The 24,955-nt window shown below is 73.1% G+C and carries 24 protein-coding genes; 15 read left to right on the forward strand and 9 right to left on the reverse strand.

Annotation, left to right across the window (positions count from 1 at the left end; translation table 11 throughout):
- Positions 1-81 precede the first annotated feature (81 nt).
- The 6 genes from OG259_RS35500 to OG259_RS35525 all read left to right on the forward strand — a co-directional run bounded on the left by OG259_RS35500 (position 82) and on the right by OG259_RS35525 (position 6,654).
- On the forward strand, positions 82-408 hold the full coding sequence (locus OG259_RS35500) for a TlpA family protein disulfide reductase (protein WP_328945965.1): 327 nt from the start codon (positions 82-84) through the stop codon (positions 406-408).
- A 197-nt stretch (positions 409-605) separates the two neighbouring features.
- The gene (locus OG259_RS35505) at positions 606-1,136 is read left to right on the forward strand and encodes a flavin reductase family protein (protein ID WP_328945966.1); all 531 of its coding nucleotides are present in this window, start codon (positions 606-608) and stop codon (positions 1,134-1,136) included.
- A gap of 200 nt (positions 1,137-1,336) precedes the next feature.
- A complete protein-coding gene (locus tag OG259_RS35510) occupies positions 1,337-2,122 on the forward strand; it encodes an electron transfer flavoprotein subunit beta/FixA family protein (protein WP_187623784.1) in 786 nt (261 codons plus the stop codon).
- An 87-nt stretch (positions 2,123-2,209) separates the two neighbouring features.
- Positions 2,210-3,184: an electron transfer flavoprotein subunit alpha/FixB family protein gene (locus OG259_RS35515; RefSeq protein ID WP_328945967.1), complete on the forward strand. Its 975-nt coding sequence runs from the start codon at positions 2,210-2,212 to the stop codon at positions 3,182-3,184.
- A 171-nt stretch (positions 3,185-3,355) separates the two neighbouring features.
- Complete coding sequence (locus OG259_RS35520) at positions 3,356-4,645, forward strand: DUF6986 family protein (protein ID WP_328945968.1); 1,290 nt, start codon at positions 3,356-3,358, stop codon at positions 4,643-4,645.
- A gap of 107 nt (positions 4,646-4,752) precedes the next feature.
- Entirely contained in the window at positions 4,753-6,654 is a 1,902-nt protein-coding gene (locus OG259_RS35525) for a serine/threonine protein kinase (RefSeq protein ID WP_328945969.1), read from the forward strand.
- Between the two features lie 130 nt (positions 6,655-6,784).
- Here the strand turns inward: OG259_RS35525 and OG259_RS35530 are convergent, their stop codons facing one another.
- Positions 6,785-7,819: a LacI family DNA-binding transcriptional regulator gene (locus OG259_RS35530; RefSeq protein WP_328945970.1), complete on the reverse strand. Its 1,035-nt coding sequence runs from the start codon at positions 7,817-7,819 to the stop codon at positions 6,785-6,787.
- 227 nt (positions 7,820-8,046) lie between these two features.
- Between OG259_RS35530 and OG259_RS35535 the strand changes: the two genes are divergently transcribed.
- Entirely contained in the window at positions 8,047-9,042 is a 996-nt protein-coding gene (locus OG259_RS35535) for an ROK family protein (protein WP_328945971.1), read from the forward strand.
- Between the two features lie 59 nt (positions 9,043-9,101).
- On the opposite strand, the gene OG259_RS35540 is transcribed toward OG259_RS35535, so the two are convergent.
- On the reverse strand, positions 9,102-9,299 hold the full coding sequence (locus OG259_RS35540; protein ID WP_328945972.1) for a hypothetical protein: 198 nt from the start codon (positions 9,297-9,299) through the stop codon (positions 9,102-9,104).
- A 192-nt stretch (positions 9,300-9,491) separates the two neighbouring features.
- On the opposite strand from OG259_RS35540, the gene OG259_RS35545 reads away from it, so the two are divergent.
- On the forward strand, positions 9,492-10,526 hold the full coding sequence (locus OG259_RS35545; RefSeq protein WP_328945973.1) for an NUDIX hydrolase: 1,035 nt from the start codon (positions 9,492-9,494) through the stop codon (positions 10,524-10,526).
- Positions 10,527-10,729: 203 nt separating this feature from the next.
- Here OG259_RS35545 and OG259_RS35550 read toward each other — a convergent pair whose 3' ends face one another.
- Positions 10,730-12,094 (reverse strand): dipeptidase, encoded by a 1,365-nt coding sequence (locus tag OG259_RS35550; protein ID WP_328945974.1) that lies wholly within the window; start codon positions 12,092-12,094, stop codon positions 10,730-10,732.
- Between the two features lie 164 nt (positions 12,095-12,258).
- Between OG259_RS35550 and OG259_RS35555 the strand changes: the two genes are divergently transcribed.
- Positions 12,259-13,842 carry a geranylgeranyl reductase family protein gene (locus OG259_RS35555; RefSeq protein ID WP_443052073.1) on the forward strand — a complete coding sequence of 528 codons (1,584 nt, stop codon included), beginning with the start codon at positions 12,259-12,261 and terminating at the stop codon, positions 13,840-13,842.
- A gap of 87 nt (positions 13,843-13,929) precedes the next feature.
- Here the strand turns inward: OG259_RS35555 and OG259_RS35560 are convergent, their stop codons facing one another.
- Positions 13,930-14,451: a nitroreductase family deazaflavin-dependent oxidoreductase gene (locus OG259_RS35560; protein ID WP_443052074.1), complete on the reverse strand. Its 522-nt coding sequence runs from the start codon at positions 14,449-14,451 to the stop codon at positions 13,930-13,932.
- Positions 14,452-14,649: 198 nt separating this feature from the next.
- Between OG259_RS35560 and OG259_RS35565 the strand changes: the two genes are divergently transcribed.
- The 3 genes from OG259_RS35565 to OG259_RS35580 all read left to right on the forward strand — a co-directional run bounded on the left by OG259_RS35565 (position 14,650) and on the right by OG259_RS35580 (position 17,554).
- On the forward strand, positions 14,650-15,345 hold the full coding sequence (locus OG259_RS35565; RefSeq protein ID WP_328945975.1) for a TetR/AcrR family transcriptional regulator: 696 nt from the start codon (positions 14,650-14,652) through the stop codon (positions 15,343-15,345).
- Between the two features lie 329 nt (positions 15,346-15,674).
- Positions 15,675-16,892, forward strand: coding sequence for a sensor histidine kinase (locus OG259_RS35575; RefSeq protein WP_328945976.1), 1,218 nt, complete (start codon positions 15,675-15,677; stop codon positions 16,890-16,892).
- Complete coding sequence (locus OG259_RS35580) at positions 16,889-17,554, forward strand: response regulator transcription factor (protein ID WP_328945977.1); 666 nt, start codon at positions 16,889-16,891, stop codon at positions 17,552-17,554. Before OG259_RS35575 ends, OG259_RS35580 begins: the two co-directional genes overlap by 4 nt.
- Before the next feature lie 159 nt (positions 17,555-17,713).
- Here OG259_RS35580 and OG259_RS35585 read toward each other — a convergent pair whose 3' ends face one another.
- Positions 17,714-19,267 (reverse strand): MFS transporter, encoded by a 1,554-nt coding sequence (locus OG259_RS35585; protein ID WP_328945978.1) that lies wholly within the window; start codon positions 19,265-19,267, stop codon positions 17,714-17,716.
- Between the two features lie 87 nt (positions 19,268-19,354).
- Here OG259_RS35585 and OG259_RS35590 point away from each other — a divergent pair, with 87 nt between their 5' ends.
- The gene (locus OG259_RS35590; protein ID WP_328945979.1) at positions 19,355-19,753 is read left to right on the forward strand and encodes a MarR family winged helix-turn-helix transcriptional regulator; all 399 of its coding nucleotides are present in this window, start codon (positions 19,355-19,357) and stop codon (positions 19,751-19,753) included.
- An 18-nt stretch (positions 19,754-19,771) separates the two neighbouring features.
- Here OG259_RS35590 and OG259_RS35595 read toward each other — a convergent pair whose 3' ends face one another.
- Entirely contained in the window at positions 19,772-20,518 is a 747-nt protein-coding gene (locus tag OG259_RS35595) for a maleylpyruvate isomerase family mycothiol-dependent enzyme (RefSeq protein WP_328947276.1), read from the reverse strand.
- Positions 20,519-20,577: 59 nt separating this feature from the next.
- The gene (locus tag OG259_RS35600; RefSeq protein WP_328945980.1) at positions 20,578-21,807 is read right to left on the reverse strand and encodes an MFS transporter; all 1,230 of its coding nucleotides are present in this window, start codon (positions 21,805-21,807) and stop codon (positions 20,578-20,580) included.
- Positions 21,808-22,099: 292 nt separating this feature from the next.
- Here OG259_RS35600 and OG259_RS35605 point away from each other — a divergent pair, with 292 nt between their 5' ends.
- Both OG259_RS35605 and OG259_RS35610 read left to right on the forward strand, forming a co-directional pair.
- Positions 22,100-22,333, forward strand: a complete 234-nt coding sequence (locus OG259_RS35605; protein WP_328945981.1) for a hypothetical protein — start codon at positions 22,100-22,102, stop codon at positions 22,331-22,333.
- A 181-nt stretch (positions 22,334-22,514) separates the two neighbouring features.
- The gene (locus OG259_RS35610) at positions 22,515-23,741 is read left to right on the forward strand and encodes an ROK family protein (protein WP_328945982.1); all 1,227 of its coding nucleotides are present in this window, start codon (positions 22,515-22,517) and stop codon (positions 23,739-23,741) included.
- A gap of 35 nt (positions 23,742-23,776) precedes the next feature.
- Here OG259_RS35610 and OG259_RS35615 read toward each other — a convergent pair whose 3' ends face one another.
- Together OG259_RS35615 and OG259_RS35620 are read right to left on the reverse strand one after the other, a co-directional pair.
- Positions 23,777-24,244 carry an SRPBCC family protein gene (locus tag OG259_RS35615; protein WP_328945983.1) on the reverse strand — a complete coding sequence of 156 codons (468 nt, stop codon included), beginning with the start codon at positions 24,242-24,244 and terminating at the stop codon, positions 23,777-23,779.
- Positions 24,245-24,254: 10 nt separating this feature from the next.
- Positions 24,255-24,908, reverse strand: a complete 654-nt coding sequence (locus OG259_RS35620; RefSeq protein WP_328945984.1) for a DUF4232 domain-containing protein — start codon at positions 24,906-24,908, stop codon at positions 24,255-24,257.
- Positions 24,909-24,955 lie beyond the last annotated feature (47 nt).

Here is a 24,955-nt window from a genome sequence, read left to right on the forward strand (position 1 = left end):
TCGCGGTGGCCGTGGCGGGAATCGAACGCTCCCGTGCGACGCTGCACCTGGTGAGACGGCCTGAAAGAGAAGGGGACAGGGGTGACCGAGATACCCGGAGCCGACACGCTGGGAGCTGAGGCGCTCGGCGTCGAACTGGGGGAGCGGGCCACCCTCGTCCAGTTCTCCACCGCCTTCTGCCAGCCCTGCCGGGCCACCCGCCGCACCCTCGCCGAGGTCGCCGCGATGGTGCCGGGCGTGGGGCACGTCGAGATCGACGCCGAGGAACGCCTCGATCTCGTACGCGCGCTCGGCATCGCCAAGACCCCCACCGTCCTCGTCCTCGACCGGACCGGCCGCGTCGTCCGCCGGGCCTCGGGACAGCCGCGCAAGGCGGATGTCATCGCCGCCCTGGGCCGGGCCGTCTGACGCGGTGACACTTCTCCCACATCCCGGTACGCACTTGACTGCACGCGGCAACGATCGTCACCCTGACCGTGTGCCCCCAGAACTCCTTCTCTACGGCCGGACCCACGTGGACCTGGCCCGCAACGCGAGCGCGCGCTGTCCGGGTGTCTGACCGCCCCCGGACCTCACTCATGCCGCCCTCGCAGAAGGACAACTCCATGACGGTCACGCCAGACCTCCGACCCGGCACCGTTCCCACCATCGGCGCGCCCCGGCAGGCCTCTCCGGACCTGCTCCGCTCCGTCTTCCGCCGGCACGCCGCCGGTGTCGCGGTCGTCACCGCGCACGGCGAGCGCCCCGTCGGCTTCACCGCGACCTCGCTCAACTCCGTCGCCGCCGAACCCCCGCTGATCTCCTTCGGGGTGGGTACCTCCTCCTCCAGCTGGCCCGTGCTCGCCGAGGCCGAGCACATCGGCGTGCACATACTCGGGGAGCACCAGCAGGAGCTGGCCGCCACCTTCGCGCGCAGCGGCGCCGACCGCTTCGGCGAGGGGACCCGCTGGAGCGTGGGGCCCGAGGGGGTGCCCGTACTCGACGGCGTACTCGCCTGGCTGGTCTGCCGTGTGGTGGCCCGCGTGCCCGCCGGTGACCACCGGATCGTGATCGCCCAGGCGGTCGCCGGAGACCCGGACGGGGCGGGCCGTCCGCTCCTCTACCACCACGGTCGCTTCAACGCTCTGCGCGACTGAGGGTTCCCGCACGCGCCGCTCTCCGCGCGTTGTCAAGGTCACATGCCTGAGCGCTTGCTCAGGGGTAACGAACTGGGTGTACTGGCGAGTAATATTCCAGGTCGGGGCGTCCGGCGCCCCGACCGGAAACCCGCCCTTCAGGCGCCTATGCTGCGAGCAACAAGGCAGCCCAGTTATGACGATGCAGTAGGAGAGCCGGCGTGAGCTTGAGGATCGTTGTCTGTGTGAAGTACGTGCCCGACGCGACCGGAGACCGGAAGTTCGCGGACGACCTGACGGTCGACCGCGACGACGTCGACGGCCTGCTGTCGGAGCTCGACGAGTACGCGGTCGAGCAGGCACTGCAGATCGCCGAAGAGGCGGACGACGCCGAGGTCACCGTGCTGACGGTCGGCCCCGAGGACGCCAAGGACGCGCTGCGCAAGGCGCTGTCCATGGGCGCCGACAAGGCCGTCCACGTCGAGGACGACGACCTGCACGGCACCGACGTCATGGGCACCTCGCTGGTGCTCGCCAAGGCGATCGAGAAGACCGGCTACGACGTCGTCATCGCCGGTATGGCCTCCACCGACGGCACCATGGGTGTCCTCCCGGCGATCCTCGCCGAGCGGCTGGGCGTCCCGCAGGTCACGCTGCTCTCCGAGGTGAAGATCGAGGACGGCAAGGTGACCGGCCGTCGCGACGGCGACACCGCCTCCGAGCAGCTGGAGGCCTCCCTCCCGGCGGTCGTGTCCGTGACCGACCAGTCGGGTGAGGCGCGCTACCCCTCCTTCAAGGGCATCATGGCCGCCAAGAAGAAGCCGGTGGAGTCCCTGGAGCTGGACGACCTGGACATCGACGCGGACGAGGTCGGCCTGGCCGGCGCCTGGACCGCCGTCGACTCGGCCGCCGAGCGTCCGGCGCGCACCGCGGGCACGATCGTCAAGGACGAGGGCGAGGGCGGCAAGCAGCTCGCCGAGTTCCTCGCGAGCCAGAAGTTCATCTAGGACTCGGCGCCGTGAGCCGGGAGTCCGTCCCCGGCCCGCGCGAGCCCCTCAGACCGCCCCTTTTCGTTCGCAGGAGATTGAAGTCCCATGGCTGAGATTCTCGTCTACGTCGACCACGTCGACGGAGCCGTCCGCAAGCCCACCCTGGAGCTGCTGACCCTCGCCCGCCGCATCGGCGAGCCGGTCGCCCTCGCGCTCGGCAACGGCGCCGCCGACACCGCCCCCGTCCTCGCCGAGCACGGCGCGGTGAAGGTCCTGACCGCCGACGCCCCCGAGTTCACCGAGTACCTCGTCGTCCCCAAGGTCGACGCGCTCCAGGCCGCGTACGAGGCCGTGTCCGCCGCGGGCTCCCTCGCCGCCGTGCTCGTCCCGTCCTCCGCCGAGGGCAAGGAGATCGCGGCCCGTCTCGCGGTCCGCATCGGCTCCGGCATCATCACGGACGCCGTGGACCTGGAGGCCGGTGACGAGGGCCCGGTCGCGACGCAGTCCGCGTTCGCCGCCTCCTTCACCACCAAGTCCCGTGTCTCCAAGGGCACCCCGGTCATCACGGTCAAGCCGAACTCGGCCCCCGTCGAGGCCGCCCCGGCCGCCGGCACCGTCGAGGCCCTCGCGGTCTCCTTCGGCGCGCTGGCCACCGGCACCAAGGTGACCGCCCGCACCCCGCGCGAGTCGACCGGCCGCCCGGAGCTGACCGAGGCCGCGATCGTGGTCTCCGGCGGCCGAGGCGTCAACGGTGCCGAGAACTTCGCGATCATCGAGGCGCTCGCCGACTCGCTCGGTGCCGCCGTCGGCGCCTCGCGCGCCGCGGTCGACGCCGGCTGGTACCCGCACTCCAACCAGGTCGGCCAGACCGGCAAGTCGGTCTCGCCGCAGCTGTACATCGCCTCCGGCATCTCCGGCGCGATCCAGCACCGCGCGGGCATGCAGACCTCGAAGACGATCGTCGCGATCAACAAGGACGCCGAGGCGCCGATCTTCGACCTCGTCGACTACGGCGTGGTGGGCGACCTCTTCGATGTCGTCCCGCAGCTGACCGAAGAGGTCAAGTCCCGCAAGGGCTGATCCGACTGCGCGGGCTTGACCTGCGCTTCTGTACGGCCCGGGGGCCGCGTGGTGATGATCACCGCGCGGCCCCCGGTCGTTTCGGACAACCATTGACTCAGGTCCCGGCGGACTACTAACTTCGCTATACGGATTGTTGATTCCGTGAAGCGGAAAATAGGAGGATGTGGGATGGGTCAGCAGGAGAAGGTGTCGACGAGCCTCGCGGGCGCGGTCAGCGAGGGCATCAGCGCCTCCCTCGCAGCGGTGGACGCCGAGCTGGACCGCCGCTACCCGGGAGACCCCGGCACCCGTCAGCCCGTCCACACCGTCTACGTACCCGGCAACGTCTTCGACGCCGGAACCATCCGCTCCTGGGGCGACCAGGCCCTCGCCGCCCTGGACGAGCACGCCCCCGACGCCGCCTCCTTCGCCGCCGTCCTCGGCCTCTCCGACGACCTCGCCGAGGACGTCTACGGCCGCGTGCGCGCGAAGCTGGAGCGCGAGCCCATCGAGGACCTCCGCGTCGACTTCGAGGACGGCTACGCCGGGGCCGACGAGGACCAGGACGCAGCCCGCGCCGCCCGGCTGATCTCGGAGGCGTACCGGAACGGCACGGCGGCCCCGTACATGGGCATCCGGATGAAGTGCATGGAGTCCGCCGTCCGCGACCGGGGCATCCGCACCACCGACGTCTTCCTCACCGGCCTCCTGGAGAACGGCGGCCTCCCCGACGGGCTCGTCCTCACCCTCCCCAAGGTGACCTACCCCGAGCAGGTCTCCGCCTTCGTCCGCCTCCTGGAGGCCTTCGAGAAGGCCCACGGCCTCGACGCCGGCCGCCTCGGCTTCGAGATCCAGATCGAGACCAGCCAGTCCATCCTCGCCACCGACGGCACCGCCGCCGTCGCCCGCATGATCGGCGCCGCCGAGGGCCGCGCCACCGGACTGCACTACGGCACCTTCGACTACAGCGCCTGCCTCGGCGTCTCCGCCGCCTACCAGGCCAGCGACCACCCGGCCGCCGACCACGCCAAGGCGATCATGCAGGTCGCCGCCGCCGGTACCGGCGTCCGCGTCTCCGACGGCTCCACCAACGTCCTCCCGGTCGGCTCCACCGAGCACGTCCACGAGGCCTGGCGCCTGCACTACGGCCTGACTCGCCGCGCCCTGGCCCGCGCGTACTACCAGGGCTGGGACATGCACCCCGGCCACATCCCCACCCGCTACGCCGCCGTCTTCGCCTTCTATCGCGAGGGCTTCGAGGCCGCAGCCAAGCGCCTCTCCGCGTACGCCAACCACGCGGGCGGCGACGTCATGGACGAGCCCGCCACCGCGAAGGCCCTGAGCTCCTACCTGCTGCGCGGCATCGACTGCGGCGCCCTCGACACCGCCGAGGTCGACGCGCTCACCGGTATGAACCGCGACGCCCTCGACCGCTTCGCCGCCCCTCGCCGCGGCGACCTGACGGCCTCCGCCGAGTAGCCGCCGAGACATGATCCACTGAGGGTCTCGATCCGGCCAACTGCCCCGTACTCTGTACGAGTTCACGCGCACCGCGCGCACATGCTCGACAGGGGAACGGGGCATCGGTGTCATCGGGGGAGAACGAACGGCTCGCGGGCCGCTACAGAATCGTGCGCCGACTCGGGCGCGGCGGCATGGGTGTGGTCTGGAAGGCTGTCGACGAGGTCCTCGGCCGTGAGGTGGCCGTCAAGGAACTCCGTACCTTCACGGACGCGGCCGCGCCCGAACTGGCCGATCTGCGTCTGCGGATGACCCGCGAGGCGCGCGCCGCCGCGCGGGTCCGCCATCACGGAGTCGTCGCCGTCCACGACGTCACCGAACACGAGGGCCGGCCCGTCATCGTCATGGAGCTCGTCGACGGGCCCTCCCTCGACGACGTCCTCGCCGAGAGCGGCACCGTCGACGCCGCCGAGGCGGCCCGGATCGGCTCCCACGTCCTGGAGGCGCTGGCCGCCGCGCACGACGTGGGCGTCCTGCACCGGGACGTGAAGCCGGGCAACATCCTGCTCGACCGCTCGGGCCGGATCGTCCTCACCGACTTCGGCATCGCGACGATGGAGGACCCGGGCGACGGGTCCGCCACCCATCTCACCCGCAGCGGCGAGATCGTCGGGTCCCTGGACTACCTGGCCCCCGAACGGGCCCGAGGCCAGGACCCTGGTCCCGCCTCCGATGTGTGGGCGCTCGGCGCCACCCTGTACGCGGCCGTCGAAGGCGCCTCGCCCTTCCGCCGCACGTCGACCTGGTCGACCCTCGCGGCCATCGTCACCGAGCCCCTTCCGGAACCCCGCCGGGCCGGACCGCTCGCCCCGGTCCTGCGCCGTCTCCTGGACAAGGACCCGACCGCCCGCCCGACGGCCCGCGAGGCGGCGGCGCTGTTGGCGGCGGTGGCGGGCGCGGGGGAGGCCGCCCCCGACGGTGCAGGCGCGGCGGAGGCGGCGCCGATGGTGGGATCCGTCGAACCCCGGTCGCCCGTCGAGCCCGTGGGGTTCGCCGCGACGGTGGCGCCCGTCGACGCTCCGGCGCCCGTTCCGTACGCGGGGCGCGGCCCGGACCCGGGGGCGGTCCCGCTCGGCGGGGCCTTCGGCCCGCCGCTGCCCCTGCCGCCGACCGGCGTCGGAACCGTCAGCGGGACGGCCGGACCGATCGGCCCCCGGGCCGCGCGCCGCGCGCAGCCGAAGCCGCGCCGGGGGCTCGTGCTCGTCGCCGCCTCCGTGGCCGCCGTCCTGCTGGCCGGCGGTGGGCTCACGTACGCCGTCATGGACCGTGACACCGACGTCCGGGCCTCCGGTGGGGCCCCGCGGGACGGAGGTGAGCGGGACGACCCGGGGCGCGCGCTGGACCCGGGGACCAGCGCCGGGTCGACCTCGGGGCAGCCGAGCGGCACCGCCTCGCCCTCCTCCGCGACGGTCTCCGGAACCCCCTCGCCGCCTGTGCAGGGGAACGGTACGGACCGCCCCCGCTCCGACCGTTCGGGGCAGGCCTCGGACCCGCCCCCCGGCGGTACGCGGACCCCCGGCTCCGGCACGGGTACCGGCGCCGGGGCCGATGGGTCCGCCGACGGGTCGCCCGACGGCGGTACGACGTCCCCGGACAGCCCGGGAGGCAGCACCCCCACGGCGGGAGGCGACCCGTCCGGAGGCGGCGGAGCGACGACCGCGCCCACCACCGGGGCCCCGCCGCCCGCCGAGGGCTGCGTCGCCTCCGGCACCTCCGCCACCTGCCAGGTCGTGCGCAGTGCCACGACCACCCGGTACGACGGCGGCGAGATGGGAACGATCGGCGCGGGCCCGCACGTCCTGTACTGCCAGGTCGACCTGGACCGCGGTGAGACGTACGGGGGGACCACCAGCCGCTGGTTCGCCAGGACCGACGACGACAGCGGCAACACCAACGTCTACCTGAGCGTGCTGCACCTGGCCGGAGGAGCGGGCGGGGGCCCGGTGGCGAACCTCCGGATCTGCTGAGGCCGGATCCGGAGGGGCCGAAGCCGCAGTGGGTGGGCCTCCGAGGCCGGGGCCACGGAGGGCAGGTCACCGAGGCCGGATCCGCTGGAGCCGGGCGATCCTCCGCGGTCGCGCCGGCTCGGCAGGTCGCTCAGACTGCCGACGGCGGGATCTCGCCCGAACCGCGAGCCAGGAGCGTGGTGCCGAGCACCACCCGCTCGGGCGCCTCGTCGGCCCCGTCGAGGCGCCGGAACAGGCGCTCCGCCGCCGTCCGGCCCAGCGCGGCCGCGTCCTGGGCGACGACCGTGATGCCGAGCAGGTCGGCCAGTTCGATGTCGTCGAAGCCCACCAGGGCCACCGGCCGCGGGTGCCCGGCCAGGGCGCGGACCACCGTGACCATCACCCGGTTGTTCCCCGCGAACAGCGCCGTCACGGGCTCCGGCGCCGTCAGCATCTCCCGTACGGCCGTCCTCACCCGCTCCGGGTCCGTGGACCCCGGCGAGACCCAGTCGTCCCGGACCGGGAGACCCGCGTCCTCCATCGCCGCGCGGTAGCCGCGCAGCCGCTCGGACGCGGTGTGGATACGCGGACGGTCACCGATGAAGCCGATACGGCGGTGCCCGTGGGCGATCAGATGGGCCACCCCGTCGCGGGCCCCGCCGAAGCTGTCGGAGAGCACGGCGTCGGCGTCGATGAGCCCCGCGGGCCGGTCGACGAAGACGGTGGCGACGCCCGCCCTGATCTCGGGCTCCAGATAACGGTGATCGTCACCCGCGGGGATGACGATCAGACCGTCGACCCGGCGCGCGCACAGCGCGAGCGCCAGCTCCTGCTCCCGGGCCGGGTCCTCGGCGCTGGAACCGTTGATGAGGAGAGCCCCGTGCGCCCGTGCGACCTCCTCCACGGCCCGGCTGAGCGGCCCGTAGAACGGGTCGGCCAGATCCTCCAGTACGAGCCCGACCGTCGCGGTCCTGCCCTTGCGCAGGACCCGCGCGCTGTCGTTGCGGCGGAAACCGAGGACCTCGATGGCCTCCTGGACCCGCCGCTCGGTGTCCGCGGTGACCCCCGGTTCGCCGTTCACGACCCGGGACACGGTCTTCAGGCCGACGCCCGCGCGCGCGGCGACGTCCTTCATCGTGGGCCGGTTGCCGTAGCGGTGCTCGGGGCGGCGGGCGATGTCGGCCACGGTGTGCGGTTCCTCCGTCGAAGGTCGGTGCTGCGGTGGTGTCCGTGACGCGGTGGTGTCCGTGACGCGGTGGTGTCTGTGACGCCGTGCTCCGGACGCGGTGTCTGATCGACTCCCTCGTCGAAGCATAGGGCCTGGACAACGTTGTCACAGCGGGGGAGACTGGACAGAAGACCGTTCCGTCCGCCGTCCGCCGTCCGCCGTCGCCGACTGGAGACCTCACGCCCATGCAGACCGATCCCGCCACGGGCCCCCACGACGGCCCCGCCTACGGTCTCGTCGTCGCTCTCGACATCGGGGGAACCAAGATCGCCGGCGCCCTGGTCGACGGTGAGGGGCGCATCCGCGTCCGCTCCCAGCGGCCCACGCCCGCGCGTGAGGACGGCGAGACCGTGATGCGCGCGGTGGAGGACGTACTCGCCGAGCTGGCCGCCTCGCCCCTGTGGGAGGCCGCGGGCGCCGTCGGCATCGGCAGCGCGGGCCCTGTGGATGCGCACCGGGGGGTCGTCAGCCCGGTCAACGTGCCCGGCTGGCGCGACTACCCGCTCGTCGAACGGGTCCACAAGGCGACGGGCGGACGGCCCGTCACCCTGGTCGGCGACGGCGTCGCCATGACGGCCGCCGAACACTGGCTCGGAGCCGCCCGGGGCCACGACAACGCCCTCTGCCTCGTGGTCTCCACGGGCGTCGGAGGCGGACTCGTCCTCGGTGGACAGATCCACCCCGGCCCCACCGGCAACGCGGGTCACATCGGTCACATCGTGGTGGACATGGACGGCGAGTCCTGCGCCTGCGGCGCACGCGGCTGCGTCGAACGCATCGCCAGCGGCCCGCACATCGCCCGTCGCGCCCTGGACAACGGCTGGCGTCCCGGGCCCGACGGCGATCTCTCCGCCGCCGCCGTGGCCGCCGCCGCGCGCGCCGGAGACCCGGTCGCCGTCGCCTCGTTCGCGCGGGCGGCCCAGGCGCTCGCGGCGGGCATCGCCGCGACGGCGGCCCTCGTCGAGATCGACATCGCGGTCGTCGGCGGCGGGGTGGCGGGCGCCGGAGAGGTCCTCTTCGCCCCGCTCCGGCGCAGCCTCGCCACGTACGCCACGCTCTCGTTCGTCCGGAACCTGACCGTCGTCCCGGCCCTCACGGGTGCCGACGCGGGCCTCCTCGGCGCCGCCGCGGCGGCATCGCGCGCGGTGGGCGGGGGAGCGTGGACGGGCCCGGCGGCCTGAGCGAAGGGAAGCCGGGAAGCCGTACCCCGGCTCCCTCCTCCCGGCTCCCTCCTCCCGGTTCACTCCTCCCGGTCCCGCTCCTCCCCGTTCCGCTCCGGCGTCCGCTGTTCGACGATCACCAGGAACGCGTCGGACGCCAGATCCATGACGACCCGGGCCGGCACCCCCTCGTCGCGTCGCGCCCCGGCGAACTCCTCCGCCGGCCAGCTGCCCCGCGGGCCGCCGGCCGGAAAACGTTCGAGAACCCTACGACTCATGCTCCGCACCCCCTCGTGCTTGCCGTTCTCAACGACGCCCGCGCGGAAGTGTCACGCACATGCCGAGAGTCGAGGCGCCGAGGCGCCGCGACCCCGAATCTCCGAGGCGCCGCATCACCGAGACATGACTTCGTGGTTTTCGTGGCAGGGTGTTGCGGGCAAGCCACAGAGGGCTGTCGAAGAGGGGGAAACGTGATCGTCTGGATCAACGGTGCGTTCGGCGCGGGGAAGTCCACTACCGCGCGCGAGCTGGTCGATCTGATCCCGAACAGCACGCTGTACGACCCCGAGGTCACCGGCGGGGGCCTGCGCGGCCTCCTGCCGGCCAAGCGGCTCGCCGAGGTCGAGGACTACCAGGACCTGCCGATCTGGCGACGCCTGGTGGTCGACACCGCCGCCGCGCTGCTCGCCGAGGTCGGCGGCGTCCTGGTCGTCCCCATGACCCTGCTGCGGCAGGAGTACCGGGACGAGATCTTCGGTGGGCTCGCGGCCCGCCGCATCGACGTGCGCCATGTGCTGCTCGCCCCGGAGGAAACGATCCTGCGGCAGCGTATAGACGGCAGGTCGGAGTACGGCGACCCCGAGACCGACGCGCGCGTCCGGGACTGGTGCCACGGCCATGTCGCGCCCTACCGCACCGCGCTCGGCTGGCTCGCCACCGACGCGTACGTCGTCGACACCTCGGCGCTCACCGTGGCCGAGGTCGCCCGGTCCGTCGCCGACGCGGTCCTGGCCGGCCAGGCCACGCCCTGCGGCATCGTCCAGACCCCGGAACCGACCGGCGAGACGCTCGCCGCAGGAGTCCTGCTCTTCGACGAGCAGGACCGCTTCCTGCTCGTCGACCCCACCTACAAACCCGGTTGGGAGTTTCCCGGCGGGGTCGTCGAGGCCGGAGAACCCCCGGCCCGTGCCGGAATGCGCGAGGTGGCCGAGGAGATAGGCCTCGAACTCGACGCCGTGCCCCGCCTCCTGCTCGTCGACTGGGAACGCCCCCAGCCCCCCGGCTACGGAGGACTCCGCCTCCTCTTCGACGGCGGCACGCTCGGCCCCGCCGACACGGAGCGCCTCCACCTCCCCGGCGCCGAACTCCGCGACTGGCGGTTCGTCACCGAGGAGGAAGCCGCCGACCTCCTGCCCCCCGTCCGCTACCGCCGCCTCCGCTGGGCCCTGCGTGCGCGCGAACGCGGCACGGTGCTCAACCTGGAGGCGGGAGACCCGGTGGGCTGACCACCGGAGCGGCCACCGGCCGGAGGCATCGAGCCCCGGCCCTGCCGACGGAGCGGCTTCGCCGAACGCCGAACCTGTACGGCGAACCTGTACGGCGAAACCGCGCGGCGAACCCGTACAGCGAAGGCCTGCGGCGAATCCGTACGGCGAATCCGTACGGAGAAGCCGCAGGGCGAGCCCGTAACGGCAGAGCCGTCGCTCCGTCAGCCCTGCTTCGAGTGCGCGTAGTTGAGGAGGAAGTGCGCCTCGGCCACCGACAGGCGCTCCAGCTCCTCCGGCGAGACCGACTCGTTGGGCGCGTGGATCTGCGCCTCCGGCTCGCTCAGGCCGATCAGGAGGATCTCCGACTCCGGGTACAGCGAGGCCAGCGTGTTGCAGAGCGGGATCGAGCCGCCCATGCCCGCCGTCTGCATCTCCTGGCCGGGGTACGCGATCCGCATCGCCTCGGCCATCGACGCGTACGCCGGGCTCGACGTGTCCGCCTGGAACGGCTGGCCCTGGCCGACCTGTTCGAGGGAGACCCGGGCGTTCCACGGCGTGTGCTTCTCGATGTGCGCGAAGAGCAGCTTCGTCACTTCGGCCGAGTCCAGGCCCGGCGGCACCCGCAGGCTGAGCTGGGCACGGGCCGACGAGGGGATCGACGGGGTCGCTCCGGCCACCGGGTGACAGTCGATGCCGATGACGGTGACGGCCGGACGCGCCCAGATCCGGTCGGCGACCGTTCCGGAGCCGGGCAGCGCGACCCCGGCCAGGACCTTGGCGTCCTGGCGGAAGTCCTCCTCCGGGTACTGCAGCCCCTCCCACACCTGGTCGCCCGGCAGCCCGTCGATGACGGTCGAACCGTCCGGGCCGCGCAGCGAGTCCAGTACGCGGATCAGCGCCGCCAGCGCGTCCGGCGCGGCACCGCCGAACTGGCCGGAGTGCAGATTGCCCTCCAGGGTGTCGATCCCCACCCGGATCATCGTCATGCCGCGCAGGGTCGCGGTCACCGTCGGCAGCCCCACCCGGAAGTTGCCCGCGTCGCCGATGACGATCGCGTCGGAGAGGAGCAGCTCGGGGTGCTGCTCGGCGTAGCGCTCGAGACCGCCGGTGCCCTGCTCCTCCGAACCCTCGACGATCACCTTGACCGTCACGGGAACGCCGCCGTTCGCCTTCAGGGCGCGCAGCGCGAGCAGGTGCAGGATGAAGCCACCCTTGCAGTCGGCGGCGCCACGCCCGTACCAGCGCCCGTTCCGCTCCGTCAGCTCGAACGGCGGGGTGAGCCAGGCGGACTCGTCCAGCTTCGGCTGGACGTCGTAGTGGGCGTAGAGAAGGACGGTCGGCGCGCCGGCCGGGCCGGGCAGGACGCCGTACACCGCCTGCGAACCGTCCGGGGTGTCGAGCAGCGCCACGTCCTGGAAGTCCTCGGCGCGCAGGGCGTCCGCGACCCAGTTGGCGGCGCCCTCGCACTCGCTGCGCGGGGCCACGGCCTCGTCCGCCACCGACTCGAAGGCCACCAGCTCCGTGAGCTCGGCCTTGGCTCGGGGCATCAGGGACCGGACGGTCTCGGCGATCGGATTCGAGGTCATGGGCACGCTCCTGATGGGTGCGACGTTACGACTGTAGGACGGCGTTCGGCGTATGTCGTGGTACGGCGAACGCACCGCCGATCCTACGGCGCGGGCCTCTGGCTACCGCGCCGTAGGATGCGTCAGGAGCAGACCACCGGTCGGATCAGGAGCAGAAGCACATCGTGAGCAGCGAGCAAGCGGAGAACGCCGGTCCGGAGAACACCGCGCCCGAAGGCGCGACTCCTGAGGGCATCGGTGCGGAGGCGGCGACGGACGAGGTCACGGACGCGGTCGAGAACGGGGCCGCGGACGACGTCACGGACGCGGCCCTCGCGCACGTCACGTCCGACGGAGCGGCGCCGGACCTCGAAGTCGAGGCGGACGCCGTGGTCGAGGCGGACCTCGACGGCGCGGCGGCAGGTGAGCCCGAGGCGGCCGAGGTCTGGGACGTCGTGGTCGTCGGCGCGGGACCGGCAGGCGCGTCCGCGGCCTACGCGGCGGCCGTCGCGGGACGTCGGGTGCTGCTCCTGGAGAAGTCCGAGCTGCCCCGGTACAAGACCTGCGGCGGCGGCATCATCGGCCCCTCCCGCGACTGCCTGCCGCCCGGCTTCGAACTGCCCCTCCAGGACCGGGTGCACGCCGTCACCTTCTCCCTGGACGGACGCTTCGCCCGGACCCGCCGCTCGCGGAAGATGCTGTTCGGGCTCATCAACCGCCCCGAGTTCGACGCGCAGCTCGTCGAGCACGCTCAGAAGGCCGGTGCCGAACTGCGGACCGGGGCCACGGTGACCCGCGTGGAGCAGCACGGCCCGGCGGTCCCGGACCGGCGGACCGTCGCCGTGGTCCTCGCCGACGGGGAGACCGTGCTCGCGCGCGCGGTCATCGGTGCCGACGGCAGCGCCAGCCGGATAGGCGCTCATGTGGGGGTGAAGCTCGGTCAGGTCGACCTGGGCCTTGAGGCGGAGATCCCCGTGCCGCCGTCCGTGGCCGAGGACTGGAAGGGCCGTGTCCTCATCGACTGGGGCCCGATGCCCGGCAGTTACGGATGGGTCTTCCCGAAGGGCGACACACTGACCGTCGGCGTCATCTCGGCGCGCGGCGAGGGCGCCGCCACCAAGCGGTACATGGAGGACTTCGTCGCCCGGCTCGGCCTCTCCGGCTTCGAGCCCACGATCTCCTCCGGTCATCTGACGCGCTGCCGCACCGACGACTCGCCGCTCTCCCGCGGCCGGGTCCTCGTCTGTGGTGACGCGGCGGGGCTCCTGGAGCCGTGGACGCGAGAGGGCATCTCGTACGCGCTCCGCTCGGGCCGGCTCGCCGGCGAGTGGGCGGTACGGGTCGCCGAGGCCAACGACGCGGTCGACGCCCGGCGTCAGGCCCTGAACTACGCCTTCGCCATCAAGGCCGGCCTCGGTGTCGAGATGGCCGTCGGTCGGCGGATGCTCGCCGTCTTCGAGCGGCGGCCGGGTCTGCTGCACGCGACGCTCACGGGGCTGCGGCCGGCGTGGAACGCGTTCGCGGACATCACTCGGGGCTCGGCGACGCTCGGCGGCATGGTCCGCTCGAACGGCATGGCCCGGCGGGCCCTTGAAATCCTCGACAAGCGCATGGACACCTCGACCGGAGTCGGCCCGGCGGGCCGGGGGGTCGGCCAGCGGGAGCGATCGGCGCCGGAGGCCTCCGACAGCCCGGAGTTGTCGGCGGGCACGGCGGCTTCCGCGAGTCCTGAGGCTTCCGCGAGTCCGGAAGCTCCGGAAGTGGTCTGACAAATGGTCTGACAAGTGGTCTGACGCAGCTGTTCGGCAAGGCTGCCTGACGAAGAGTGGTGGACGGGCTCCGCCGCTCCGGCCGGTTCACGCGGCGGGAGTGGTGGGGCCCGTCGGCGTGATGCGGAAGACGGGGTGCTTCGGGGCGATGGCGCGCAGCTCCTCGTCGGAGGAGTCGGGGCCGACGCCGCCGAAGAAGACGCCGACCTCGGCCTTCCAGCGCTTGAGGTAGGCGCGCAGCAGGGCGGGCTTGTCGTCGTCGGCCACCTCGACGGCGGTGAAGTCCTGTACGTGCTTGCCGAGGATCAGCCGGCCGCCGCCGGCGGCCCGCATGTTGTGGGTCCACTGGACGTGCCCGCGGGGAGCGACCAGGTACCGGTCGCCGTCCAGTGTCAGGAGGTTGACGGGGGTACGTCGCCACTCACCGCTCTTGCGGCCGCGGACGGCGAGCACGCGGGATCCCCAGACGCTGAAGCCGCGCCGGGTCATCCAGGCGACCGTGCGGTTGAGGACGTTGATCGTGAGCCAGCCCGGCTTCATGACGTGGGCGGCGGGGGAGCCGGTGGAGTCGTTCGAGCCGGCGGAGTCGGTGGTGGACCGGTCGGACATGGGGTTCCTCCTGCGAAGTCTGCGGAATCCGCTGATCTGAGGATCTGCGGAATCGACGGGGGTGCGGCGACTGCTGACCACGAGACCAAAGTGTGAGCACTGCTCTCGCTTGACATCAGTGTGCACGGATCGCCGCTCACAAGCAAGAGCGGTGCTCTCGTTTCGTATCGGCGCTCCGAAAATGGCACACTGCTCTCCATGACGACCGTTCGAGGAGCCCGCGCCCGCGCCCGCATCGAGATCACCGCCGCCATCAAGGACGAGGCCCGCACCCAGCTCGCCGCCGAAGGTGCCGCCAAGCTGTCCCTCCGGGCCGTGGCCCGCGAGCTGGGCATGGTGTCCTCCGCGCTCTACCGCTACTTCCCGAGCCGTGACGACCTGCTCACCGCACTGATCGTCGACGCCTACGACGCCATCGGCGCCGCCGCCGAACAGGCCGCCGCCGAGACCGCCCGGCAGCGCCCCCTGGACCGCTGGACCGCCGTCTGCCGAGCGGTCCGCACCTGGGCCGTCGCCCACCCGCACGAGTACGCCCTGATCTACGGCTCCCCGGTGCCCGGCTACACGGCACCCCAGGACACCATCGTCCCCGCCTCCCGCGTCGGCCTCGTCCTCATCGAGACCGCGCGCAGCGCGCACACCGGGGAGGGTGTCGCCCTGCCCCCGCTCCCGGAGGCGCTGAGCCCCGAAGCCGCCCGTATGGCCGCCGACATCGCCCCGGACCTCCCGCCGGCGCTCGCGGTCGCGCTGGTCGCCGCCTGGTCGCAGCTCTTCGGCCTCGTCTCGTTCGAGGTCTTCGGCCACTTCCACAACATCGTGGAGGACCGCGACACCTTCTTCGCGACGGCGGCCCGCCGCCTCGGCCAGGACGTGGGCCTGCTGCCGCGCGGCTGAGAGTCGCGCGGCAGCGGGCCCACGGAGCAATGCGGCCCGGGGTGCGTCAGTCCACGACGGGGCTGCGGCGTTCGACGGCCTTCGAGTGGAGGGCGAGCCGGGCGCGGACACCCGCCTCGACCACCTCGGCGTCGGGGTCCCGGCAGGGAACCCTGGGAGGTCTACGTGGTCAAGGCCGACGCCGACACCCTCGAAAAGGCCGCCGGTGCGCCCGAGGCCCGCTGCACCACCACGGGCCGCCGATGATCCCGTCTACTCCGGCGGGAGTAGGGGCGACCACCCCGTCGGGCTGACGTCTTCGCGGGACGCCCACGGCTAGCGTGGCGGGCATGGAACAGGAGTGGACGGCCGGGCGCGGCTCGTGGGGCCGGTGGCAGCGCGGGGACAGCGGCGGGGGCCTGCCCTGGCGGTCCACGGTCCTGATCGCCGTGGTCGTCATGGCGGGGACCGGGTTCGCCGCGAGGAACCAGCCGGACCGGGAGGCACTCGACGCACTCGGGCGGGCCCTGCTGCTCCTCGGGGCGGCTCCGCTGTTGTTCCGTCACCGGTGGCCGGTGCCGGTGGTGTTCGGCGTCGCTGCCGTCACCCTCGGCTATCTCGTGGCGGGATACCCGTACGGCCCGGTCTTCGTCATGGTCGCCGTCGCCTGCTTCGCGGCCGTCGTGCACGGTCACCGGACCGCCGCCGCGTGGGCCCTCGGCCTGCTGTGGGCGGGCCATCTGCTGCTCTCGCACTGGCTCTACCGCTGGCTGCCCCCGGCGGGCGACGGGCCCGCGCCCTGGGGGCAGGAGCTTCCCGCCGCCGCGTTCGCCTTCGCCGTACTGGCCGTCTCGGAAACGGTCCGGGTGCGCCGCGAGCAGCGGGCGCAGCTCCGTGCCGACCGCGCTGCCGCCGAGCGGCGCCGCGCCGACGAGGAACGGCTCCGCATCGCCCGGGAACTCCACGACGTGCTCGCCCACTCGATCTCCGTGATCAACGTGCAGGCCGGGGTCGGCCTCGCGCTCCTGGACTCGGACCCCGAGCAGGCCCGCACCGCGCTGACCACCATCAAGGCGGCCAGCAAGGAGGCGCTCGGCGAGGTCAGGCAGGTCCTCGACACCCTCCGTACCCGCGGCGACGCGCCCCGCGCCCCCGCCCCGGGTCTCGACCGGCTCCCCGAGCTCGTCGAACAGGCCGCCGCCGCGGGCCTCACCGTCACGGTCGCGACGACCGGCCCGAGGGCCGACCTGCCGCCCGGCGCCGACCTCGCCGCCTTCCGGATCGTGCAGGAGGCGCTCACCAACGTGGTGCGCCACTCCGGTTCGCGTACGGCGCGGGTACGCGTCGGGTACGGCTCGGGGCGCCTGGACCTGACGGTCGACGACGACGGTCCCGCCACGGGCACCGAGGCGGGCGGCAGCGGCAACGGTCTCGCCGGCATGCGGGAGCGGGCCGCGGCCCTCGGTGGCACCATCGAGGCGGGCGCCCGCCCGGACGGCGGCTTCCGCGTCCACGCCGTACTCCGGCTCCGCCAGGAGGAGCCCCCGTCACCGCAGGAGACCCCGTGATCAGAGTGCTGCTCGCCGACGACCAGTCGCTGGTCCGGGCGGGGTTCCGCGCGCTGCTCGACGCCCAGCCGGACATCGAGGTGGCGGGCGAGGCCGCAGACGGCGGCGAGGCGGTGGAACGGGTGCGCGCCCTGCGCCCCGACGTCGTCCTCATGGACATCCGGATGCCCGGGCTCGACGGTCTTGAGGCCACCCGCCGCATCACGGACGACCCGGACCTCGCCGAGATCCGGGTCGTCATGCTGACCACCTTCGAACTCGACGAGTACGTCTTCGAGGCGATCCGTGCCGGCGCCTCCGGCTTCCTGGTCAAGGACACCGAGCCGGAGGAACTGCTACGGGCGGTGCGTGCCGTCGTCCACGGCGACGCGCTGCTCTCCCCGGGCGTCACCCGCCGGCTGATCGAGGAGTTCGCGGCCCGCTCCAAGGCCCCGGGAGCCACGGCGGCCCTCGGCGCGCTGACCGAGCGGGAGCGGGAGGTGATGGCACTGGTCGGCATCGGCCTGTCGAACGAGGAGATCGCCCGCAGACTGGTCGTCAGCCCACTCACCGCCAAGACCCACGTCAGCCGCGCCATGGTGAAGCTCGGCGCCCGGGACCGGGCCCAACTCGTCGTCCTGGCCTACGAGTCGGGACTCGTACGCCCAGGCTGGCTCGGCTGATCCCCGGGAGACGTCCGGAGAGTCCGCGCCTCGCCGGTTCCGCTCGCGGACGGCCGCCGGTGGGGCGGGCGTGGCAACGGCGGGCGCGGCGACGGCGGGCGCGCATGCGGATCTCGCCGGGCGGTACGCGCCCGGCGAGATCCGCGAGGAAGGCGCCTCCTAGTCGCGGGCCGCGACCTTCGCCGGGGCGCTCTCGATGGCCGTACCGCTCTCGGCGGCGGCCGTGGTGCTCGCTCCCGACGGCGTGGAGCGGGCGACGACGATCGACGGCTCGCCGCCCTGCTCCCGCTTCGTCCGGAGTCCCGGCAGTGTGACGAGCAGCCCGGCCAGAGCGATGACCGTGACCACGGCCAGACCCGGACGGAAACTGTCCAGGACCGCCTGCGGGGATGCGTTCGCCCCGCCGCCGTCCGCCGTGATCACGGCGGTGACGACGGCGAGGAACAGCGCGCCGCCGACCTGGATCGAGGTGTTGAGCAGCCCGGACACCATGCCCTGCTCGTCGTCGTCGACCCCGTTGGTGGCCTGGATGTTGAGCGAGGGGAACACCAGCGCGCAGGCCGCGCCGAGCAGCAGCATCGAGGGCAGGACGACGGCGGCGTACTGCGGGGTGAGGGAGATCCGCAGGAACAGCGCGTACGCGACGACGAGCAGGGTGAAGCCGACGGCGATCACCCGGGGTGTGCCGAAGCGGTCCACGAGGCCGCCGATCTTCGTGGAGGAGAGCGCCACGAGCACACCGGCGGGGAGGAAGGCGAGGGCCGTCTGGAGCGCGGACCAGTGCAGCAGTGACTGCATGTACTGGGTGACGATGAACTGGAAGGCGACGTACGAGCCGAAGAACGCCGCCGCGCCGAGCTGGGCCCGCACCTGTGAGCCGGAGCGCAGCACTCCGAGTCGTACGAGGGGACTCGCGCTGCGCCGCTCGATCAGGACGAAGGCGACGAGCAGCGCGGCGGCCACCGCGAAGGACAGCAGGGTGCGTACGGAGGTCCAGCCCGTCTCGGGGGCCTGGACGACGGTGAAGACGAGCAGCAGCATCGCGGCCGTGCCGGTGACGGCGCCCGGCAGGTCGTAGCCGCCGGAGGAGTTCTCGCGGGCGCTGTGCGGGATGAGGCGCAGGGCGAAGACGAGGGCGATGAGGGCGACGGGGGCGGGGAGCAGCATCGTCCAGCGCCAGCTCAGCTCGGTGAGGAGACCGGACAGGACCAGGCCCATGGAGAAGCCGGTGGCGGCGCAGGTGGTGTAGATGGACAGGGCCCGGTTGCGCTGCGGGCCCTCCTTGAAGGTCGTCGTGATGATCGACAGACCGGCGGGGGCGGTGAAGGCGGCGCTCAGCCCCTTGATGAACCGGCTGGCGATCAGCAGCGGCCCGGAGTCGACGAGCCCGCCGAGGAGGGAGGCGAGCGCGAAGACGGCGAGTGCGATGAGGAAGACCCGCCGCCGGCCGAGCAGATCGGCCGCGCGGCCGCCGAGGAGGAGCAGGCCTCCGTAGCCGAGGATGTAGCCGCTCACGATCCACTGGAGGGTGGCGGTGGAGAGACCGAGGTCGGTGGCGATGGAGGGCAGGGCGACGCCGACCATGGAGACGTCGAGGGCGTCGAGGAACATCGCGGCGCAGAGCACGAGCAGGGTGCCCCAGAGGCGCGGACTCCAGCGTTCCTGCACGGAGTCGGACACGCCGGTGGGCGCGTCGGTGAGCGGAGAGGTCATGGGCAGGACAGTACATGCACATGCATTGAATGCGAGTGCATTTAATTCCCATGCAACAAAAGGGGTCGTTTCTGCTAACGTGCGGCCATGGCAGCGAACAAGTCCGAACGCGCGCTCGTGGACGAGTGGCGTGACGTCCTCGCCCTGCACGCCCGTACGACCTGTGAGCTCGACCGGGCGCTCCATCCGTACGGACTCGGTGCCAGCGACTTCGAGGTCCTCGACGTCCTCGCCGAGGGTGCGGCGGAGGACGGCCCGGCCTCCTGGCGTGTCCAGGAGCTGGCCGGGCGCGTCCATCTCAGCCAGAGCGCCCTCTCCCGGCTGATCGCACGCCTGGAGAAGGACGGCCTGGTCCTGCGGGGGATGTGCGCCGAGGACCGGCGGGGCGTCCAGGTGAAGCTGACCGACAAGGGTCTGGCCCGCCATACCGAGGTGCGACCGCTCCAGCGCGACGTACTCACCCGGATGCTGGACGGGGCGGCCTGAGCCGTCCGGGGTTCAGGATCAGGTGACCCCGGAGGTCTCGCGCCACACCCGCGCGATCTCCTCGTCGCCCGTGAACGTCACGGCGTCGAAGGGCAGCCGGTTCCACAGGGCGAGGTACAGCCGGTCGGCGGGCCCGACGAGTTCGGCGTCCACCGCCCCCGTCGCGCCGTCGCCCCGCTCGGTCCGGGGCGGCTCCGTCGCCGAAAGCCGTACGGTCCACACGTCGTCCGTGTCGGTCGCCCGCACCCGCAGCGTCCGGGGCTCGGCCGTCCGCACCCGGCTGCGGTCCCGGCCGTGGAACTGGAACAGCAGCTCGTCGATGCCGTCGACGGCGACCGACGGCTCCACCGGCCCCGGTCCTGCCGCGAGCGCCGACTCGGCGTCCGCTCGATGGACGGTGGTCTCGTGCGCCTGCCGCCGCGCCCAGAAGGTGAGCGGCGAGGGTGCGGGCAGGAAGGTCCAGCACTCCAGGGACTCCGGCGCCGCCCGCAGGGCGGCGACGAGAGCCGCGTGGCCCTCGCGGAAATGGGCCAGCAGCTCCTCGCCGTCGAGTGTGGTCTCGCCACCGTCCGGCTGGTACGCGGTGCGCGCCTCGACCACGAGATCCGTGGCCCAGCGGTGCACCATCGAGGTGTGCCGGAGGAGGTCCCGGACCCGCCACCCGGGACAGGTCGCCACCTCCGCGTCCGGTCCGGCTTCGGCCGCCGCCACCGCAAGGGCCCGGCCGGCGGTCTCCATGGCGTCGATGTACTCCGCGATCTTCAACGTTCCCCCGTTCGAAGCGTCCATGAGCGAATTCTCGCAGCCGTGGACGCGTCGCGAGCTCAACTCACCCGAGAGGCTCCGGCGTTCCGCGCCCAGTAGCCCATGGCGGCGGCGCCGGCGGCGAGCACGGCGACCGTCGTGAGGGCCACTGGAAGGGAGAACCAGTCGGCGAGGAACCCGATGGACGGCGGGCCGAGCAGCATGCCCCCGTAACCGAGCGTGGACGCGGTCGCCACCCCGCCGGGACCGGCGACCGCACCGGCGCGCGCCACGGCGACGGGGAAGATGTTGGCCAGGCCGAGACCGGTGATCGCGAAGCCGAGCAGCGTGGCCCAGACGCTCGGCGCGAGCGCGCCGAGCAGCATCCCGGCGGCGGCCGTGGCGCCACCGAGGACCAGGGTCCGGGTCTGGCCGAGGCGTTCGAGCAGGGCCGTACCGGAGAGACGCCCGGCGGTCATGGTCAGCGCGAACACGGAGTACCCGGCGGCGGCCACCCCCGGGTGTGCGCCGAGGTCCTGCTCCAGGTGGAGGGCGCCCCAGTCGGCGAGTGCCCCTTCGCCGTACGCCGTGCACAGCGCGATCACACCGAAGACGAGCACGATGCGCCGCGATCCGCCGGACCGCCCGCCCTCCGCACCGGCCGCGGGCGGCAGGGATTCGGGCGGCGGGGCGGGGGAGGGGTGACGCAGGAGTACGGGCCCGGCGACGGCGGTGAGCACGAGGCCGACCCCGGTAAGACCCAGCAGATGGGCGGTCGGGGAGAGGCCCCCGGCGAGCAGCCCGCCGAGCCCCGCCCCGATCATGCCGCCGAGGCTGAACGCGGCGTGGAAGCTGGGCATCACCGGGCGCCGGAGCGCGGTCACGAGATCCACTGCGGCGCTGTTCATGGCGACGTTGATCCCGCCGTACGCGGCGCCGAACACGAGCAGTACGAGCCCCAGAGCGAGCGGCGACCGGGTGAGCGCGGGCAGGGCGACCGACAGCGACAGGAGGACGGCGGTGGCGACGGTGACCGCGTGGGAGCCGTAGCGGCGGCAGAGCCGCCCGGTCAGCGTCATGGTGATGACGGCGCCGGCGGACACCCCGAGAAGGGCGAGGCCGAGGTCACCGGCCGAGGCACCGGTCTGCTGCTTGACGGCGGGGATCCGGACGACCCAGCCGGCGAACAGGAAACCGTCGAGGGCGAAGAAGAGGGTCAGGGCGACGCGGAGGCGGGACAGGGGGTGGGTGGCGGTGTCTCCGCCGGAGCCCCCCGGAACGGCCGTCCGTACTTTGTTTAGTAGCGGCACAAACTCAGGATAGGGGGATCCCCCGGCCGCAATCAAGTGAGCGGCGGGCGAACCCGAGGGCAGCCCTTGATCATCGACAAGGTCCCGAAGCGTGACACGCACTCCCGTGACGCTGTCCGGGTGACAAAGCCCAGGTCAGAACTCCCCAACGGGCCACTGGAAAGCATCGTTTCTGCGCTGGATCCGCCCGCCCGGCATTGGAGTGAGACGCCGTGTCTCGCCATTTCCGGAGGCGTTTGACCGGCTGACGAGCACCTTCTGGCACGTCATTCCGAGATCTTGAGGAGTAGTCATGCGTTCTCTCGCCGCGTCTGTCCTGGCCGTGGGCATCCTGCTGGGCGGCGCCGGTTCCGCGCTCGCCGACGACGGATTCGGGGCGGGGTACTTCTCCGCCGGTGGCGCGGGCTTCAGCTCGCACTGCTCGGTGGCCGGCGTCCCGGCCGTCTACGGAACGATCTTCACCGGCTCGTGTCACGAGGAGGGTTGGGAGAAGGGCCCGGAGGGCGCGTTCCTCGGCGCGCACTGACCTGGCGCACCGGCTCGGGCGAGGACACAGCCCTCGCCCGAGCCCGCAGGCGGGTCAGTCCCCCCACGTCCGGACCGACGGGGAACGCCCGCCACTCGGCGGACAGACCCCCACGGCCCACCCCCACCCCCCACCGGCCCAGGGGGACACCTGACCCCCCGATCATGGGAGACTCGCCCCCATGAACGGCAAGGCGACGACGACCCGGACACGTCTGGACAGGGGGCGCAACGCGCTCGGCCCCGCACTGGAGCTGGTGCACACCGGCAGGGCGCCCACCAGGGCCGTCCTCACCGCCGAACTCGGCGTCACCCGCGCCACCGCCGGCGCCGTCGCCGCGGAACTGGAGGCCCTCGGCCTCATCCGCGTGGACTCCAACCCCGGCGCCGCCGCAGGCTCCCAGGGCCGGCCCTCCCACCGTCTCGCCGTCGACGAGAAGGGCCCCGTAGCCCTCGCCGCCCAGGTCCACGCCGACGGATTCCGCGCCGCCCTCGTCGGTCTCGGCGGCACCATCGTGGCCACCGTCCCCGGCTGCGTCACCGTCTCCGCCGACCCGGCCCAGGTCCTCGGCGAGGTGGTCGAGGCCGGAGCCGCGCTGCTCAGGGACAGCGGCCGCCGCTGCGTCGGCGCGGGCCTCGCCGCCCCCTCGGCCGTGGCCGAGCCCGAAGGCACGGCGCTGAACCCGCTGCACCTCGCCTGGCCCGCCGGGGCGCAGGTCCGCGAGATCTTCGCCGAACAGGTACGGGCCGCAGGCATCGAAGGCCCCGCCTTCACCGGCAACGACGTGAACCTCGCCGCCCTCGCCGAGCACCGCCACGGCGCGGGGCGCGGCGCCCGCGACCTGCTCTGCGTGGCCACCGGCCACCGGGGCGTCGGCGGCGCGCTCGTCCTGGACGGCCGCCTGCACACCGGCAGCGCGGGCCTCGCCCTGGAGGTCGGCCACCTCACGGTGAACCCGGAGGGGCGGGCCTGCCATTGCGGCAGCCGCGGCTGCCTGGACGTCGAGACCGACCCGCTGGCCTTTCTGACGGCCGCGGGCCGCGCCCCCGGCCCCGAGCTGTCCCTGCTCCAGCAGGCCCGCGACCTGCTGCGCACGAGCCCCGACGACCCGGGCGTACGCGTGGCCGTCGGGGAGCTGATCGACCGTCTGGGGCTCGGCCTCGCGGGCCTGGTGAACATCCTCAACCCGGACCGGATCATCCTCGGAGGCCTGCACCGCGAGCTCCTCGACGCGGACCCGGAGCGGCTCCGCGCGGTCGTCGCCGACCGAAGCCTGTGGGGCCGCAGCGGGGGAGTGCCGATCCTCCCCTGCACCCTGGACCACAACAGCCTCGTCGGCGCCGCCGAGCTGGCGTGGCAGCCGGTCCTGGATGACCCACTGGCGGCACTGAGCCGCGAGCCGGTCTGAACCCGGACCCGGCCCCCGCTCCCGTACGAGCGGGGCTACGACTCCGGGCGACCTTCGACGAACGCGGCCAACCGCTCAAGCGCCGTCCGGGCGCCCGCCTCGTTGTCGGCGGCGGGCACGGCGTCGGGCACCCCCTCGTGAACGAGGACGACGTCCGTGCCGCCCTCCAGCGCGATCAGCGTCGTGGTGAGGGTCATGGGGCCCCGCAGCGCGGGGTCCGGGGTCTCGAACTCGGAGATTTCGACCACGCGTTCGTCGGGGAGCAGCTCCACGAAGCGCCCGTGGTACGTGTCCGTGCGAGCCCCGGACCTGCCGGTGCCGTCGGCCGTGTCGTACGTGAGCGAGACGCGGAACGTTCCCCCTTCGCGCGCGTCGAATTCGTGCACCTCGCAGGTCATCCCGTCCGGCACCCGCCAGCGCGCCACGGCCTCCGGGTCGACGAGGGCCCGGTAGACGGCCGAGGGCGGGGCGTCGACATGTCGGGACACGCGCGTGGTGTGCACCCCTCCTAGGTTAGAGGCTGAGGGCGTCCTCCGCGTTCGTCATCCACGCGGTCACCGAGTTCTTGTCGGGCGAGACGTACAGGCCGGGGGTCGAGACCTTCAGCGGCTTCTGCTCCAGGTCGGAGTCGGTGCTCATCGTCAGCGCGATCGAGTCGACGGTCGTGCCCTTGCCGTCCTTGAGGCCGCCCATGAGTCCCGCGTACGCCGACTGTCCCGGCGCGAGCCGGATCGCGTCCTCGATCCCGGGGGCCGGCCCCCGCTCGACGGCCTGCCCGTCGAGGGCGCCGAAGGTGACGACCGGGTGTCCCAGGGCCCGGCAGGGCTTGCCGCCCTTGTTGGTGATCTTCAGCAGGTAGCTGCTGGTCGTGGGCTCCGCCAGGGTCGCGGTGAAGGTCACGTCGAAGGTGCTGCACGGGAACACGTCGTAGTCGGGGTCGACCGACGGCGTCGCAGGCTTCGAGGGGGCCGGCGGCTTCGTGGGCGCGCCCGTGGGCGCCTTCGGCGGTGCGGCGGTCGGCGCGTCCGTCGGCGTCACGGACTTCGACGGAGTCGCCGACGGCGCTTCGGGATCACCTGCCGCCCCGTCCTCGCCGGGCCCGCAGGCGGTCAGCGCGAGTGCGGAGAGGGCGACGAGAACGACGGCGGATCTGCGGACGGTGCTCATGACGGTGTCCCCCGATGAGAAGCGCGCACAGCGCGGTACTGAACGAA

The organism is Streptomyces sp. NBC_00250, from assembly GCF_036192275.1.
Lineage (GTDB): Bacteria > Actinomycetota > Actinomycetes > Streptomycetales > Streptomycetaceae > Streptomyces.

What these genes read in the sequence shown, in the direction of transcription:
- OG259_RS35585 (WP_328945978.1), bottom strand. Translation starts at nt 19,267, where the DNA reads ATGACCTCTCCGCTCACCGACGCGCCCACCGGCGTGTCCGACTCCGTG.
- OG259_RS35575 (WP_328945976.1), top strand. Translation starts at nt 15,675, where the DNA reads ATGGAACAGGAGTGGACGGCCGGGCGCGGCTCGTGGGGCCGGTGGCAG.
- OG259_RS35520 (WP_328945968.1), top strand. Translation starts at nt 3,356, where the DNA reads ATGGGTCAGCAGGAGAAGGTGTCGACGAGCCTCGCGGGCGCGGTCAGC.
- OG259_RS35620 (WP_328945984.1), bottom strand. Translation starts at nt 24,908, where the DNA reads ATGAGCACCGTCCGCAGATCCGCCGTCGTTCTCGTCGCCCTCTCCGCA.
- OG259_RS35505 (WP_328945966.1), top strand. Translation starts at nt 606, where the DNA reads ATGACGGTCACGCCAGACCTCCGACCCGGCACCGTTCCCACCATCGGC.
- OG259_RS35515 (WP_328945967.1), top strand. Translation starts at nt 2,210, where the DNA reads ATGGCTGAGATTCTCGTCTACGTCGACCACGTCGACGGAGCCGTCCGC.
- OG259_RS35560 (WP_443052074.1), bottom strand. Translation starts at nt 14,451, where the DNA reads ATGTCCGACCGGTCCACCACCGACTCCGCCGGCTCGAACGACTCCACC.
- OG259_RS35565 (WP_328945975.1), top strand. Translation starts at nt 14,650, where the DNA reads ATGACGACCGTTCGAGGAGCCCGCGCCCGCGCCCGCATCGAGATCACC.
- OG259_RS35550 (WP_328945974.1), bottom strand. Translation starts at nt 12,094, where the DNA reads ATGACCTCGAATCCGATCGCCGAGACCGTCCGGTCCCTGATGCCCCGA.
- OG259_RS35610 (WP_328945982.1), top strand. Translation starts at nt 22,515, where the DNA reads ATGAACGGCAAGGCGACGACGACCCGGACACGTCTGGACAGGGGGCGC.
- OG259_RS35590 (WP_328945979.1), top strand. Translation starts at nt 19,355, where the DNA reads ATGGCAGCGAACAAGTCCGAACGCGCGCTCGTGGACGAGTGGCGTGAC.
- OG259_RS35535 (WP_328945971.1), top strand. Translation starts at nt 8,047, where the DNA reads ATGCAGACCGATCCCGCCACGGGCCCCCACGACGGCCCCGCCTACGGT.
- OG259_RS35605 (WP_328945981.1), top strand. Translation starts at nt 22,100, where the DNA reads ATGCGTTCTCTCGCCGCGTCTGTCCTGGCCGTGGGCATCCTGCTGGGC.
- OG259_RS35540 (WP_328945972.1), bottom strand. Translation starts at nt 9,299, where the DNA reads ATGAGTCGTAGGGTTCTCGAACGTTTTCCGGCCGGCGGCCCGCGGGGC.